Source organism: Pseudomonas sp. B21128 (genome assembly GCF_044218865.1).
In the GTDB taxonomy this organism is placed as follows: domain Bacteria; phylum Pseudomonadota; class Gammaproteobacteria; order Pseudomonadales; family Pseudomonadaceae; genus Aquipseudomonas; species Aquipseudomonas iridis.
Genome location: NZ_CP162590.1, coordinates 262,536 through 277,860, shown reverse-complemented (window position 1 = coordinate 277,860; position 15,325 = coordinate 262,536). Strand labels below are relative to the sequence as shown.

Sequence of the window (15,325 nt, the reverse complement as noted above, 5' to 3'; positions counted from 1 at the left end):
TCGCTTCCACAGGGGCGGTGTCCTGACTCACCGAAAGAATCACCGTTTCAGGAGGCTTGGATGCACAACGACGGGAAAGTGGTGCCTTTGTACAAGGCCTCTGCCGATCAGGCGAATCACTCGCCTCTCGCCCGCCTGCCTGTGATTCTGCTTCAGGTTCGCGACAAGGCTGCCCAGCAACTGCGCCACGGGTTGCAGGAGCTGTTCGATAATGCCGACGACACCCTGTTCGAAATGGCTGACCGGGCACGCAACGACGTCGAGCAGAACATCTTTTTTGAAGCGATGCGCGACTTGCGCCTCAAACGCAAAAACATCGAGCGGGGCTTTCTCGAGCAGTTCTTCGATGCTTTTGTCGGCCTCACTCAATACCAATCCGCGCACAACACGCTGCCGCACCCGTTGCTGTTCGAAGACTCGGCGCCGCGCACCGACGACATGGAACGCACCGTCGCCGTGGAGACCATGGTCGGCCGCGTGCTCAAGCGTGATGGCTTCGCCTTGGGGCAACTGACGGCACGCCTCAACGCATTGCTGGATAATTCCTTTGCCGATCAACACAACCCGCTCGGCCCGGCGCTGCTCTGTGAATTCTTTTTGCAGGCCGGCCGTAATCTGGGCGTTGAGATCAAGGTCAAGCTGATCCTGCTCAAGCTGTTCGAGCGCTATGTGCTGGCCGACACCGAACAGTTATATGCCGAGGCCAATCAGCTGCTCAGCGCTACCGGCGTGTTGCCTGAGCTGAAACCGGCCCCGGCGCGACGCGCGATTGATCGTGCGGCGGCCAGTATCAGTCGCGAAGAAAGCGCCGAGCCCGTAGCGGCGGACGAGAGTGTCCAGGAAGTTTTCGCTGCGTTGCAGGGGTTGCTGCTGAACGTGCGCGGCAGTGTTGCGCCGAGCCTCGAATCAGGCGCCTGCGCCCAGCCGATCACCACGCGCGACCTGCTGCGCCTGCTCTCGCATTTGCAGCAGTATGTGCCGGCGCTGGCGGCGCAGGACGATTTCGACCTGCGTAACCAGCTTGAGCAATTACTGACGCGGGTCAGCGTCAGAACGGGCAAGTCGCGAATCGTCGGAGGCGCTGATGAGGATGTGATCAACCTGATCGCCATGGTCTTCGACTGCATCCTCGAAGACCGCAATCTGCCGGACTCGCTCAAGGCCTTGATCGCCCGATTGCAGATTCCGATGCTCAAGGTCGCGGTACTCGACAAGAGTTTCTTCAGTCGCAGTAATCACCCGGCGCGGCGTCTGCTCAATGAAATCGCCGATGCGGCCATGGGCTGGGGGGATTGCGACAGTGATGCGCGCGACAGTCTGTATCTTCGCATCGAACAAGTGGTGCAGCGCCTGCTGACCGATTTTGTCGATGATCCGGCGATATTCTCCGAACTGTTGGCTGACTTCCTCGCTTTCACCAGTGATCAGCGTCGGCGCAGTGAACTCCTCGAGCAACGTCTGCGCGATGCGGAAGAGGGGCGGGCGAAAACCGAACTGGCGCGGCGACGCGTCGAGCAGGCGTTGAATCTGGCACTGTTGGGCAAAGTCTTGCCGCCGTCGGTGGTGACCTTCGTGCAGGACGCCTGGAGCAAGGTGTTGCTGCTGACCTGCCTCAAACATGGCGACCCGTCCGCCGAATGGCAAGCTGATGTGCAGACCATGGAGCAACTCATCTGGAGTGTTCAGCACCACGACGATACTGACGCTGGTATGCGTCTGCTGGCGCTGGTGCCAGGGTTGCTGAAGTCGCTGCGCGATGGCCTGACCCGCTGCGCATTCGATCCGTTCGCCACCAGCGAATTTTTCGCTGGGCTGGAAACGCTGCATGTGCGCGTGCTCGAGCGTACCGGTGGGTCTGCTCAGGCCGAGGCGCCGGCGATGATCGAGGTGTCGCAGCAGATCGTCCTGCCAATGGCGCAAGAGGCTGAAACGACGCTAGCCTCGGCGCGTCTGTCCCAACACGACGTAGGCCTGCAGCAGGTGGCTCAATTGCATCTGGGCAGTTGGGTTGCATTTCAGGAAGACGAGGAAAACACCCTGCGCTGCAAGCTCGCGGCAATCATAGAAGCGACGGGCAAGTACGTGTTTGTCGACCGTACCGGCATGAAAGTGCTGGAGCGCAGTCGCATCGGCCTGGCTCTTGAGTTCCAGCGTGGTGCGGTGCGTGCGCTGGACGATACCCTGTTGTTCGATCGGGCGCTGGAGTCGGTGTTGGGCAATCTGCGGCGACTCAATCGCGCCAAGTGATCGCGCGCCGGGGGCCGATCACGGCATACTGGGCGCCAACACAGTCGGCGTTGAAGGAATCGGTATGCAGTTGGATCCCGCTAGCGGGTGGTGTCACGGGGTGCAGACTTGCCCATCGCCCAACTTCAATGAGCGCCCTGCGGGCGAAATCTCCCTGTTGGTTATCCACAACATCAGCCTGCCGCCGGCGCAGTTCGCCACCGGCAAGGTGCAGGAATTTTTCCAGAATCGTCTGGATGTCACCGAACATCCCTACTTTGCAGGGATTGCCGACTTACGGGTCTCGGCGCATTTTCTGATTGAACGTGACGGCAAGGTCACCCAGTTTGTCTCCTGTCTTGAGCGGGCGTGGCATGCCGGCGTATCGATTTTTGAAGGGCGCGAAACCTGTAACGATTTTTCCGTGGGTATTGAACTTGAAGGCACCGATGATCTGCCGTTCACCGATGCGCAGTATCAGGCGTTGACGGCGCTGACCCGTCAGTTGCAGACAGCATTTCCGGCTATCACCGGCGCCCGCATTTGCGGGCACAGCGACATTGCACCCGGGCGCAAGACCGATCCTGGCCCGGCATTCGACTGGGCGCGTTACCGCGCGGCCCTGGCACAAGAGGAAGGACAATGAGTTTTCTGGTGTTACTGCTGGCGCTCTGGATCGAGAAATTCTCGGCCCTGCGCCATCGGGTTCAACGCGATGGCGGATGGATTCGCGAACTGAACAAACTCGAAACCAGCGAGCGGCTGGCCAAACAGCCATGGCTGGTACTGACGATTCTGGTGCTGCTGCCGGTGGCGTTGCTGGCCCTGTTGCTGGTGGTGCTGGAGCCGGTGGCGTATGGCTTGCTGGCCCTGCCGGTGCATTTGCTGGTGGTGATTTATAGCCTGGGGCGCGGCGACCTGCTCGGCGGTCTCGGGCCGTTTCGCGATGCCTGGCGGCGTGAGGATTTGCAAGCCGCGGCGCATGTGGCCAAGCGCGATCTGAATATCGGTGCCGACAGCGGTGAGCAGTTGCTCGATCGGGTGCAGGCGCATTTGTTGTGGCAGGCCTATCAAAGCTTCTTCGCCGTGATCTTCTGGTATTTCCTGCTCGGTCCGGTGGCGGCATTGGCCTATCGCTTGTTGGCGCTGGCCCAGGAGCACGGTCAGAACCCGGCGCTGGTCGAACGTGCCGCGCAACTGCGCCACGCCTTTGACTGGGTGCCGGTGCGTCTGTTGGCGGCGAGTTTTGCCTTGGTCGGCAACTTCGTTGCGGTCAGCCGGGTGATGCTGCATGAATTGCTGAACTGGAACATCAGCGCTGCGCAGCTTATTAACAAGGTCGGGTTGGCGGCGGGAGAGATTCCGCCTCCTGTGGTAGGGCCGGAAGGCATCAACACCCTCGATTGCCTCTGGGAACTGCTGCTGCGTGCGGCAGTGTTGTGGTACGCAGGGTTCGCCTTGTGGATCGTTTTGATTCACTGACTCTGAATCCAGATCTGAAAATCGTAGCCTTTGACCCTCTGCAGAGGCTGCGATCTTTTCGCTGTTAACCTTAAGTTACAAAACCTCCCTTCGATTTGAGCTATACAGAGATGGCGCCCGATAGTGGCTATCTGCTGTACCCGCGCGCCTGCCAATAAAAACAAGAAAAACCAAGGGAGACTTCCAGTGAAGAGCTTGCTCTATCCCGCCGTCTCGCTGATGAATCGTCTGAGCTTCGGCATGAAGTTCAGCCTGATCAGCGTGCTGTTTCTGGTGCCGATGCTGGTGACCAATTTCTATCTGGTGCGCGATTCCTATCGTGAATTCCAAGGCACCCGGGTCGAGCTGCAAAGCCTTGATCTGCTCGGCAGCAGCCTGAGCCTGCGCCGCGATCTGGAAACCCTGAACAATCTGGTGCAGATCAACGTCACCCTCGGCCAATCCGGCAAGGCTGGCAATGTCGAATCGCAGATCACCACTCTCGAACAAGCCGTACTGGCACGCCTGGAAGGCTTGGCGGCAATGACCGACGACCCTGAACAGATCAAGGCGTTCGACGGCAAGCGCGATGAAATGATTGCTGCGTTCAAGGCCCAGCAAGCGGAAAACTCCCTGCAAAGCAAAAGTGCGTTGATCGGCAAATTGTTGGCCAGTGCGCAGATTTTCAGCCAGATCATTACCAGTCAGGCCGGTCTGAGCCGCGACAACCAGGGCGACATCCGTCAACTCAGCGAACTCGTCACCCTGATCACGCCCACTGTGACGCAAACCCTCGGTGAAGGCCGGGCCATGGGGTCGTATTCGCTGGGGCAGGGTTTCCTCAACAGTTCGTCGAGCACCCGTTTTGACGAGTTACTGGTGCAGATCGAAAAGCTCCAGGCCGAATACGCCTTGAAACTGCAGGACGCCCTCGGCTCGAGCAAAGCCGCGCACGAAACGCTCAGCGGTTCGGCTGACATTAGTAAGGCTTCGCTGAAGCAGGCGAGCGAACTGTTCGAAGAACACGTGGTGATGGCCGACACGCTCGATGCACCGTGGCAGGCGTTTTACGACCAGACGACTGCGCTCATCGACAAGACCTACCAGCTCAACGAAGACACCCTGAAATTTCTCGACACGCAATTACAGCAGCGCCTGACGCAAAACCGCACGCACATGGTCTTGCAGGCTGTGGCGTTGTCGGTGGTGTTCGTGCTGATTTTCTATCTGTATGGCGGCTTCTACGCGTCGACCCGCACCACACTCAAACGCCTCGGCGCGATGATGGACAAGGTCGCGGCTGGCGACATGACCGTCAACTTCAAGGCCAGTAGCCGCGATGAATTAGGCGAGTTGGGCGAAGTGTTTAATGGCACGGTAAAGAAAATTCACGACTTGATTGAACGGGTCGGGCAAACCGTTGGCGAAGTTGAACGCCAGGCCGGGCAAGTGGAAAGTGTGTCGGCGCAAAGCAATCTGGCCGTTGCCGGGCAACGCTCGCAGATCGAACAAGTGGCCACGGCCATGAACCAGATGTCGGCGACATCCCTTGAGGTGGCGCGCAGCGCCGCAGCGGCGGTGAGCAGCGCCCACAGCGTGAATGACGAAACCATCAGCGGGCGTGGGCTGGTGGAGTCACAGCAGGGCAGCATCGCGGCGTTGGCCAGCGAGATCGATCAGTCAGTGCTGGTGATCAACCAATTGGCCAGTGACAGCCAGGCGATCAGCCGCGTTCTGGAAGTGATCAAGAGTATTGCCGAGCAGACCAACCTGCTGGCGCTCAACGCGGCGATTGAAGCGGCGCGTGCGGGTGAGCAGGGACGCGGTTTTGCGGTGGTGGCGGACGAAGTGCGCACGCTGGCCAAACGCACCCAGCAATCGACCGAAGAAATCGAACAGATGATCGCCAAACTGCACGGCGGCGTGGGTGCGGCGGTCAAGGCGATGGGTGTCAGCCATCAAATGGCCAGCGGCACGGTCGGGCAGTCGGAAAAGGTTCAGCAAGCGCTGGAAAATATCCTTGGCGCCGTCGGAATGATCGTCGATCAGAATCAGCAAATCGCCGCGGCGGTGGAGCAGCAGACGGCGGTGGCTCATGACATTGATCAGAACATTGTCGAGATCAACCGCGCAGGTGAGCGCACGGCGCAAGGGGCGCACCAGACTGAAGACGCCAGCCGCGCACTGTCCGCCCAGGTCGTGGAGCTCAAACAGCTGATCAGCGCCTTTCGGGTTTGAGACGCTCCCACAGGGGAAAGTGCTTCCAACTACCAGCCGAACACGGCGCAGCTATTGGCGGTGCTGGCCGCGGCAAGTTGTTGAGGGGAGATATTCATCAGGCCGGCGAGCGCTGTGCAAATCGCCGGCAAGTGCGCCGGGCTGTTGCGCACGCCGGGGAACATTGCAGGCGCCATGTCCGGTGAATCGGTTTCCAGCACAATTGAATCCAGTGGCAAATCCGCCAGCACCCGATGCATGCGCAACGCCTGTGGCCAGGTCGGGGCGCCACCGAGGCCGAGTTTGAAACCGAGTTTGATGTATTCCCGTGCTTCCTCGCGGCTGCCGGCGAACGCGTGGATGATCCCGGCCCGCTTCAAACGAAAACGCTTGAGCGTGGCAATCACTGCCGCGTGACTGCGCCGCACATGGATCAGCGCCGGCAAATCGAAATCCGCCGCCAGTTGCAGTTGCGCGTCGAACAACGCCTGTTGCCGCTCGCGGTCCAGCGTTTCGATGAAGTAATCCAGACCTATCTCGCCGACTGCACACAACTGCCGATGGCCGCGCAATCGCGTCAGCCAATCGCCGAGGGTCTGTAAATCCTCGGGACGATGCTGATCCAGATACACCGGATGCAAACCGAACGCCGCGTACAGATCCGAATCGCTCTGCACCAGATCCCACACCCGCTGCCAGTTACCTTCATCGACACCCAGCACTACCATCCGCCGCACCCCAAGGGCGCGGCTTTCGGCCAGCAGCGCCGAGCGATCGGCGTCGAAGTCGGGGAAGTCCAGGTGGGTGTGGCTGTCGATCAGCTCCACGGTTCAGTCCCGGTGAATACGCTGCTTGAAGGTCCGTGCAATCGCTTGCACGCCAGGCTGGTATTGCGACTGTTCGACGGCGGCCAATGCCAGTTCCAGCGCCTTGTCGGCAATCAGTTGATGCTGCTGGGCCATGGCGTTGACCGGCAGCGGCAGGAAGTCGAGCAGTTGCGTGTCACCAAACGTGCCGAGGCGCAGCGGCCGTGACTTGAGCGGGAAGTCATGCAGCGCATCGAACACTCCCTGCAACAACACGTAGGACGTGGTTACCAGCGCGTCCGGCAAATGCCCCAGACGTTGCAGGAGTTCTTCCATCAATTGCTTGCCGCAGTCACGACTGAAGGACTCGGCGTGCTCGACCAGCACTTCGCCTTTGAAGTCGACGAGGGCCTGTCTGAAACCGGCGGCACGTTCCTGGCTGATGCTCAGTTCCGGGCGGGCGCCGAGCAGCACGATCTGTTTAAGCTGCGGGTCGAGCAGGCTCTGGGTCAGGTGCAGACTGGCCTCGCGGTCGTCGCTGATCACCGAACAGAAATGCTCCGGCTCCATGACCCGGTCGATGGCGATGATCGGCAGCCCCTTGGCCTGCAACTGAAGATAGCTGTCATCACCGGGTGGCAGGCAACTGGCGACAATCAGCGCATCACAACGCCGCGCGCGAAACAATTGCAGCAGTTTGCGCTCGCTGTCCGGCGCATCGTCGGAGCTGGCGATCAGCAACTGATAGCCGCGCGCACGCGCACCTTGCTCCAGCAGCTTGGCGATCCGCGCGTAGCTGGGGTTTTCCAGATCCGGCAGGATGAAACCCAACGTGCGGGTATGCCGGCTGCGCAGTCCCGCCGCTTGTGGGTTGGGCGTAAAGCCGTGCAGCTCGACCACCGCACGTACTCGCTCGACGGTCGCGGTGCTGATGCGTTGCTGTTCGGCCTTGCCGTTGATGACGTAGCTCGCGGTGGTCACGGACACTCCGGCCAACCGCGCGATATCACTGAGTTTCAACTCGGGATTTCCTTGTTATTTCGAGCATGCCGCGAGATTTTCGCCAATCCTACCCGATAAGGGCAGACGACTTATTGCCTACGCGCATCCGACAAGTTGGACTTCAAGGATGAGACATTATCGAGTAACGTGCCGATCAATCTAGATTAAACGTTTCAGCAAGCGTATTTTCTACGTTTTAGACGCCCTTGGCCGGTTCTGCCGTAAAACCGCCAAAATTGCCCCTGAAAAGGATGGCCGACAGCGCCTAAGCTGCAAACAATTCAGAACAATACCTGGCGCCATAAAACGCCAAAAAGGAGATCGCATGCTCGAGCTCACTATAGAGCAGATATCCATGGGCCAATCGGCTGTGGATAAACCCGCTGCTCTGCAATTGCTGGCCAGTCATCTGGTGGCCGATGGTCTGGTCGCCGACGGATACCTCGCAGGATTGCAGGCGCGTGAGGCGCAGGGCTCGACCTTTCTCGGTCAAGGTATTGCCATTCCCCACGGCACCCCCGAAACCCGCGAACTGGTGTTTACCACCGGCGTGCGCCTGATGCAGTTCCCTGAGGGTGTCGATTGGGGCGACGGCCAGATTGTTTATCTGGCCATCGGCATTGCCGCCAAATCCGACGAACACTTGCGTTTGCTGCAACTGCTCACCCGTGCACTCGGCGAGACCGATCTGGGCCAGGCCCTGCGTCGCGCCAGTTCTCCTGAAGCGCTGCTGAAACTGCTGCAAGGCGCACCGCAGGAGCTGGCGCTGGACGCGCAGATGATCGGCCTCGGCGTTTCCGCTGACGATTTTGAAGAACTGGTCTGGCGTGGCGCGCGTCTGCTGCGCCAGGCAGATTGCGTGAGCAACGGTTTCGCCGCGGTATTGCAGCAAGTCGAAGCGCTGCCATTGGGCGATGGCCTGTGGTGGCTGCACAGCGAGCAAACCGTGAAGCGTCCGGGCCTGGCGTTTGTCACCCCGGATAAACCGATGCGTTACCTCGGCCAGCCACTGAGCGGTCTGTTCTGTCTGGCCAGCCTCGGCGAGGCGCATCAGGCCCTGTTGGAACGCCTGTGTGCGTTGCTCATCGAAGGCCGCGGCCATGAATTGGGTCGGGCCACCAGCAGCCGTAAAGTCCTTGAAGTGCTCGGCGGTGAGTTGCCGGCCGACTGGCCAAGCGCCCGTATCGCGCTGGCCAATGCCCACGGTTTGCACGCGCGGCCGGCGAAGATCCTGGCGCAACTGGCGAAGAGTTTTGATGGCGAGATTCGCGTGCGCATTGTCGACGGTGAGGACAGCGCCGTGTCGGTGAAAAGCCTCAGCAAACTGCTCAGCCTCGGCGCCCGTCGCGGTCAGGTGCTGGAATTGATCGCCGAACCGAGCATCGCCGCCGATGCCTTGCCTGCGCTGCTCGCCGCCATCGAGGAAGGCCTCGGTGAAGAAGTCGAGCCGCTGCCCGCCGTGAGTCAGCAGCGCGAAGTCTTCGCCGACATCGCCGAAGTGTTGATCGCTCCGGCGTCCGGTACTCAGTTGCACGCGATCCCCGCCGCACCGGGGATCGCCATCGGCCCGGCGCATATTCAAGTGCAACAAACCATCGAATACCCGTTGCGTGGCGAATCCGCCGCCGTCGAGCGCAAGCGTCTCAAGCAAGCGCTCAGTGACGTGCGCAATGACATTCAAGGGTTGATCGAACGCAGCAAAGCCAAAGCGATCCGCGAGATTTTCATCACCCATCAAGAGATGCTCGACGACCCGGAACTCACCGACGAAGTCGACACGCGCCTCAAGCAAGGTGAAAGCGCCGAAGCGGCGTGGATGGCGGTGATCGAAGCGGCCGCCAAACAACAGGAATCGCTGCAGGACGCCTTGCTCGCCGAACGTGCGGCGGATCTGCGCGACATCGGTCGTCGCGTGCTGGCGCAGCTGTGCGGCGTGCAGACGCCAAGTGAGCCTGAGCAGCCGTACATTCTAGTGATGGACGAGGTTGGCCCGTCCGATGTTGCGCGGCTTGATCCGGCGCGCGTGGCAGGGATTCTCACCGCGCGCGGCGGCGCGACCGCACACAGCGCAATCGTCGCCCGTGCCCTCGGCATTCCGGCGCTGGTCGGCGCTGGCGCGGCCGTGCTGTTGCTGGCGCCGGGCACGCCGTTGCTGCTCGACGGGCAACGCGGTCGTCTGCATGTCGACGCCGATGCGGCAACGTTGCAACGCGCCGTCGAAGAACGCGACACCCGCGAGCAACGCCTTAAAGCCGCCGCCGAACAACGCCATCAGCCGGCGCACACCACCGATGGTCACGCCGTCGAAGTGTTCGCCAACATCGGCGAAAGCGCTGGCGTGATCAGCGCGGTGGAGCAGGGCGCGGAAGGCATTGGTTTGCTGCGCACCGAACTGATTTTCATGGCGCACCCGCAAGCGCCGGACGAAGCCACGCAAGAAGCCGAATATCGCCGAGTCCTCGATGGCCTCGCCGGGCGGCCGCTGGTGGTGCGCACGCTGGATGTTGGCGGCGACAAGCCGCTGCCGTATTGGCCGATCGCCAAGGAAGAAAACCCGTTCCTCGGTGTCCGCGGGATTCGCCTGACGTTGCAGCGTCCGCAGATCATGGAAGCGCAGTTGCGCGCCTTGCTGCGGGCCGCGGATAACCGGCCGCTGCGGATCATGTTCCCGATGGTGGGCAGCGTCGACGAATGGCGTCAGGCCCGCGACATGACCGAGCGCTTGCGCCTGGAAATCCCGGTGGCTGATCTGCAACTGGGGATCATGATCGAAGTGCCATCCGCCGCATTGCTCGCACCGGTATTGGCCAAAGAAGTCGATTTCTTCAGCGTCGGCACCAACGACCTGACGCAATACACCCTGGCCATCGACCGCGGTCACCCGACGCTGTCGGCACAGGCGGATGGCTTGCACCCGGCGGTGCTGCAACTGATCGACATCACCGTGCGTGCGGCGCATGCCCATGGCAAATGGGTGGGCGTGTGCGGCGAATTGGCGGCCGATCCGCTGGCGGTGCCGGTGTTGGTCGGCCTCGGTGTGGATGAACTGAGTGTGTCCGGGCGCAGCATTGCCGAGGTCAAGGCACGCATTCGCGAACTCAGCCTGACCCAGGCGCAAACCGTTGCTCAACAAGCCCTCAGCGTGGGCAGCGCCAACGAAGTGCGCGCATTAGTGGAGGCCCTGTAATGGCCAGGATTCTTACCCTGACCCTCAACCCGGCGCTGGACCTCACGGTCGAGCTGTCGGTGCTGACGGCCGGTCAGGTCAACCGCAGCGACGAAATGCACACCCATGCTGCCGGCAAAGGCGTGAACGTTGCCCAAGTGTTGGCCGACCTCGGCCATCAACTGACCGTCAGCGGCTTTCTGGGTGAAGACAACCTGCAAGCATTCGAAACGCTGTTCGCCAAACGCGGATTTGTTGACGCATTCATCCGCGTACCGGGCGAGACGCGCAGCAACATCAAAATCGCTGAGCGCGACGGGCGCATCACCGACATCAACGGCCCGGGGCCGATGGTTGATGCAGCGGCGCAACAGGCGTTGCTCGATCGTTTGGTGCAGATTGCACCGGGGCACGATGCGGTGGTGGTCGCTGGCAGTCTGCCGCGTGGTGTGACTGCGCAGTGGCTGCGTGAACTGATCGAACGGCTGAATCAACTCGGTCTGAGAGTCGCCCTCGACACCAGCGGCGAAGCGTTGCGCGCTGCGTTGCAGGCCAGGCCGTGGCTGATCAAGCCGAACACCGAAGAGCTGGCCGATGCACTCGGTTGCGAAGTGGTTTCCCGTGCGGCCGAGGTTCAAGCGGCGGCGCAACTGCACGCACAAGGCATCGACCATGTGGTGATCTCCCATGGCGCCGACGGCGTGAACTGGTTCAGCGTCGGCTCGGCGCTGCATGCCTCGCCGCCCAAGGTCAGCGTCGCCAGCACGGTCGGTGCCGGTGACTCGCTGTTGGCGGGCATGCTTCACGGTTTGCTCAGTGCTGACACGCCTGAGCAAACCCTGCGCACGGCCACGGCGATTGCTGCGCTGGCGGTCACGCAGATCGGTTTTGGCATCAACGACGTCGCGCAACTGGCGCTGCTCGAACAGGGCGTGCGCGTGCGCCCCCTGACAGAACAATAAGAGGGTTTGTCATGAAGTTAGCCATTGTTACGGCCTGCCCGAACGGCATGGTCACCAGTGTGCTGTGCGCCCGTTTGCTCGATGCAGCGGCCCAGCGTCAGGGCTGGAGCACCAGCGTCGAAGTGGTCGACGCTGCGCACCCCGAACGTGAATTGTCGGCTGCCACCATCGCGGCGGCGGAGTGGGTGTTGCTGGTCGCCACCGGCAACGTCGACATGACACGTTTTGTCGGCAAACGGGTCTTCCAGATTGCACCTGCGCAAGCCCTGCAGGATGTCGAAGCGGTACTGCGCCGTGGTGCTGAAGAAGCGCAAATCTACGTCGCTACCGAAGCTGTTCCCGCTGCTGTTGCGGCCCGTGCACCGCGCATCGTGGCGATCACTGCGTGCCCGACCGGTGTTGCCCACACCTTTATGGCGGCCGAAGCGTTGCAGCAAACGGCCAAGCGTCTGGGTTATGACTTGCAGGTCGAAACCCAAGGCTCGGTCGGCGCGAAAACACCGTTGAGCGCGACGGCAATTGCCGAGGCAGATGTGGTCCTGCTGGCGGCGGACATCGAAGTCGCCACCGAGCGTTTCGCCGGCAAGAAAATCTACCGCTGCGGCACCGGCGTTGCGCTCAAGAAATCGGAAGACACGCTGAAAAAAGCGCTGGCGGAAGGCGTGCAGGAAAGCGCTGCCGGTGACGGCAAGGCACCGGCAAAATCCGAGAAAACCGGGGTCTACAAACATCTGCTGACCGGTGTGTCGTTCATGCTGCCGATGGTGGTGGCGGGCGGTTTGATGATCGCGTTGTCATTCGTGTTCGGCATCACCGCGTTCAAGGAAGAAGGCACGCTGGCGGCAGCGCTGATGCAGATCGGCGGCGAAACCGCGTTCAAGTTGATGGTGCCGCTGCTGGCCGGGTACATCGCCTATTCGATTGCCGACCGTCCGGGCCTGGCGCCGGGGATGATCGGCGGTTTGCTGGCGAGCACCCTGGGCGCAGGGTTTATCGGCGGGATCGTCGCCGGATTCATTGCCGGTTACGCGGCGAAGGCGATCAGTCGTTATGTCGCATTGCCGCAAAGCCTTGAAGCCTTGAAACCGATTCTGATCATCCCGTTGTTCGCCAGCCTGTTCACCGGGCTGGTGATGATTTACGTGGTCGGCAAACCGGTCGCGGACATGCTCGCGGCGCTCACGCATTTCCTCGACAGCATGGGGACCACCAACGCGATTCTGCTCGGTGTATTGCTCGGCGGCATGATGTGTGTCGACCTCGGCGGGCCGATCAACAAGGCGGCTTACGCGTTCTCGGTGGGGCTGTTGGCGTCGCAGAGTTATGCCCCGATGGCCGCGACCATGGCGGCGGGGATGGTGCCACCGATTGGTCTCGGCATCGCCACGTTCATTGCCCGACGCAAATTCGCTCAGACCGAACGCGAGGCCGGTAAAGCGGCGTTCGTGCTGGGGCTGTGCTTTATCTCCGAAGGGGCGATTCCGTTTGCCGCGAAAGACCCGCTGCGGGTGATCCCGGCGAGCGTTGCCGGTGGTGCATTGACCGGCGCGCTGTCGATGTACTTCGGCTGCAAGCTGATGGCCCCGCACGGTGGGTTGTTTGTATTGGCGATTCCGAATGCGATCAACCACGCATTGCTGTATCTGCTGGCGATTGTTGCGGGGAGTTTGTTGACTGCCGTTGTGTATGCGACGGTCAAACGCCCGGAAGCGGTGGAGTTGGCGCTGGAGCCCGTGAAGGCCTGACACATATTCCTTGTGGGAGCGAGCTTGCTCGCGAAGACGTCGTGTCAGTCGATATTTGTTTCGCTGACACACCGCATTCGCGAGCAAGCTCGCTCCCACAGTGTTATGGGTTGTCATTGTGGCTTCATACATCCGTGCTTAAGTTTTCCTTTTTCCAGGGAGAACAGCATGAGCGATTTCAACCTCGGTCGCCGCCGGGTCATGCAAGCCGTTGGCGCCGGACTGCTGGTGCCGGGGCTGGCGCCGGCGGTGATCGCATCGGTCAAGGATCGACCGCAACTCACCGATGGCGTGCAGTCCGGCGACCTGCAAGGCGACCGCGCGATGATCTGGAGCCGCAGCGACCGCTCGGCCCGGATGGTGGTCGAGTGGGACACCCGCAGCCAGTTTCGCAATCCACGGCGTATCGTTTCGGCGCTGGCGGATGCCCGCAGCGACTTCACCGCCCGCGTCGAACTCACCGGGTTACCCGCCGATCAGGCGATTTTCTATCGCGTGTATTTCAAGGACGCCCGCAGCGGCGTCGCCAGCGAGCCGTGGCTCGGCCACTTGCGCAGCGCCCCCTCGGCGCGGCGTGATATTCGTTTCGTCTGGAGCGGCGACACCGTCGGCCAGGGCTTCGGTATCAATCCGGACATCGGCGGCATGCGCATCTACGAAGCCATGCGTTTGCGCCTGCCGGACTTCTTTATCCACAGCGGCGACACCATCTACGCCGACGGCCCGGTACCGGCCCAGCTGCCCACTGAAAACGGTCGCGTGTGGCGCAACATCACCACCGAAGCCAAGAGCAAAGTCGCCCAGACCCTCGACGACTATCGCGGCAATTATCGCTACAACCTGATGGACGAAAACATCCGCCGCTTCAACGCCGAAGTGCCGCAGATCTGGCAGTGGGATGACCATGAAGTGGTGAACAACTGGTCGCCCGGCAAGCAGCTCGACGAGCGCTATCAGGAAAAAGATATCCACACCCTGGTCGGCCGCGCGCGCAAGGCCTGGCTGGAATATTCGCCGATGCGTTTGCAGGCGGCTGACGCGGGCGGGCGAATTTATCGCAAGCTCAAGTACGGGCCGATGCTGGATGTGTTCGTGCTCGACATGCGCAGCTATCGCGAGGCCAACGACGACAACCTCGGCGCAGCAAAACCGTTCCTGGGACGTGAGCAACTGGATTGGCTCAAGCGCGGATTGAAGGCCTCGAAAGCGCAGTGGAAGGTCATCGCGGCAGACATGCCGATTGGCCTAGGCGTGCCTGACGGCGAGGTAAGTCCGGGTGTAGCGCGCTGGGAGGCCGTGGCCAATGGCGACCCGGGACCGGCGCAGGGACGTGAACTGGAGATCGCCGAATTGCTCGGTTTTCTGCGGGCGCAGCAGGTGCGCAATTTCGTCTTCCTCACGGCCGATGTGCACTACTGCGCGGCGCATCACTATCACCCGGATCGCGCGGCGTTTCAGGATTTCGAGCCGTTCTGGGAGTTTGTCGCGGGGCCGTTGAATGCCGGAAGTTTCGGGCCTAATCCGCTGGATAAGACCTTTGGGCCTGAGGTGGTTTTCGAGAAGGCACCGACGGCGCAGAACATGTCACCGTTTGCCGGGTTTCAGTTTTTTGGCGAGGTGAATATTGAGGGGCAGAGTGGGGAGATGAGCGTGGTGTTGCGGGATTTGAATGGGGTCAGTGTGTTCGAGAAAAAACTGCAGCCAGTCTGAAACCCCCCCTGTAGGAGCTGCCGCAGGCTG

The 15,325-nt window shown here is 61.3% G+C and carries 10 protein-coding genes; 8 read left to right on the top strand and 2 right to left on the bottom strand.

The genetic code is table 11. The features are described from left to right. Window positions 1-60 precede the first annotated feature (60 nt). The 4 genes from AB4P91_RS01250 (at window position 61) to AB4P91_RS01235 (ending at window position 5,925) form a co-directional block, all read left to right on the top strand. On the top strand, window positions 61-2,247 hold the full coding sequence (locus tag AB4P91_RS01250; RefSeq protein WP_395604147.1) for a DUF1631 domain-containing protein: 2,187 nt from the start codon (window positions 61-63) through the stop codon (window positions 2,245-2,247). Window positions 2,248-2,311: 64 nt separating this feature from the next. Next, complete coding sequence (gene ampD / locus AB4P91_RS01245) at window positions 2,312-2,872, top strand: 1,6-anhydro-N-acetylmuramyl-L-alanine amidase AmpD (RefSeq protein ID WP_042557602.1); 561 nt, start codon at window positions 2,312-2,314, stop codon at window positions 2,870-2,872. Continuing rightward, window positions 2,869-3,708 carry a regulatory signaling modulator protein AmpE gene (gene ampE / locus AB4P91_RS01240; RefSeq protein ID WP_395604146.1) on the top strand — a complete coding sequence of 280 codons (840 nt, stop codon included), beginning with the start codon at window positions 2,869-2,871 and terminating at the stop codon, window positions 3,706-3,708. Before ampD ends, ampE begins: the two co-directional genes overlap by 4 nt. 186 nt (window positions 3,709-3,894) lie before the next feature. Beyond that, window positions 3,895-5,925, top strand: coding sequence for a methyl-accepting chemotaxis protein (locus AB4P91_RS01235; protein ID WP_395604145.1), 2,031 nt, complete (start codon window positions 3,895-3,897; stop codon window positions 5,923-5,925). Between the two features lie 29 nt (window positions 5,926-5,954). On the opposite strand, the gene AB4P91_RS01230 is transcribed toward AB4P91_RS01235, so the two are convergent. Both AB4P91_RS01230 and cra read right to left on the bottom strand, forming a co-directional pair. Then, window positions 5,955-6,731 (bottom strand): TatD family hydrolase, encoded by a 777-nt coding sequence (locus AB4P91_RS01230; protein ID WP_150595083.1) that lies wholly within the window; start codon window positions 6,729-6,731, stop codon window positions 5,955-5,957. 3 nt (window positions 6,732-6,734) lie between these two features. Next, window positions 6,735-7,730 carry a catabolite repressor/activator gene (gene cra, locus AB4P91_RS01225; RefSeq protein ID WP_150595082.1) on the bottom strand — a complete coding sequence of 332 codons (996 nt, stop codon included), beginning with the start codon at window positions 7,728-7,730 and terminating at the stop codon, window positions 6,735-6,737. Window positions 7,731-8,037: 307 nt separating this feature from the next. On the opposite strand from cra, the gene ptsP reads away from it, so the two are divergent. The 4 genes from ptsP to AB4P91_RS01205 all read left to right on the top strand — a co-directional run bounded on the left by ptsP (window position 8,038) and on the right by AB4P91_RS01205 (window position 15,295). Further along, complete coding sequence (gene ptsP, locus AB4P91_RS01220) at window positions 8,038-10,899, top strand: phosphoenolpyruvate--protein phosphotransferase (RefSeq protein WP_395604144.1); 2,862 nt, start codon at window positions 8,038-8,040, stop codon at window positions 10,897-10,899. After that, a complete protein-coding gene (gene pfkB / locus AB4P91_RS01215) occupies window positions 10,899-11,840 on the top strand; it encodes a 1-phosphofructokinase (protein WP_395604143.1) in 942 nt (313 codons plus the stop codon). Before ptsP ends, pfkB begins: the two co-directional genes overlap by 1 nt. An 11-nt stretch (window positions 11,841-11,851) precedes the next feature. Further along, window positions 11,852-13,585 (top strand): PTS fructose-like transporter subunit IIB, encoded by a 1,734-nt coding sequence (locus AB4P91_RS01210; RefSeq protein WP_395604142.1) that lies wholly within the window; start codon window positions 11,852-11,854, stop codon window positions 13,583-13,585. A 168-nt stretch (window positions 13,586-13,753) separates the two neighbouring features. Next, entirely contained in the window at window positions 13,754-15,295 is a 1,542-nt protein-coding gene (locus AB4P91_RS01205) for an alkaline phosphatase D family protein (RefSeq protein ID WP_395604141.1), read from the top strand. The last annotated feature ends 30 nt before the right edge of the window (window positions 15,296-15,325 follow it).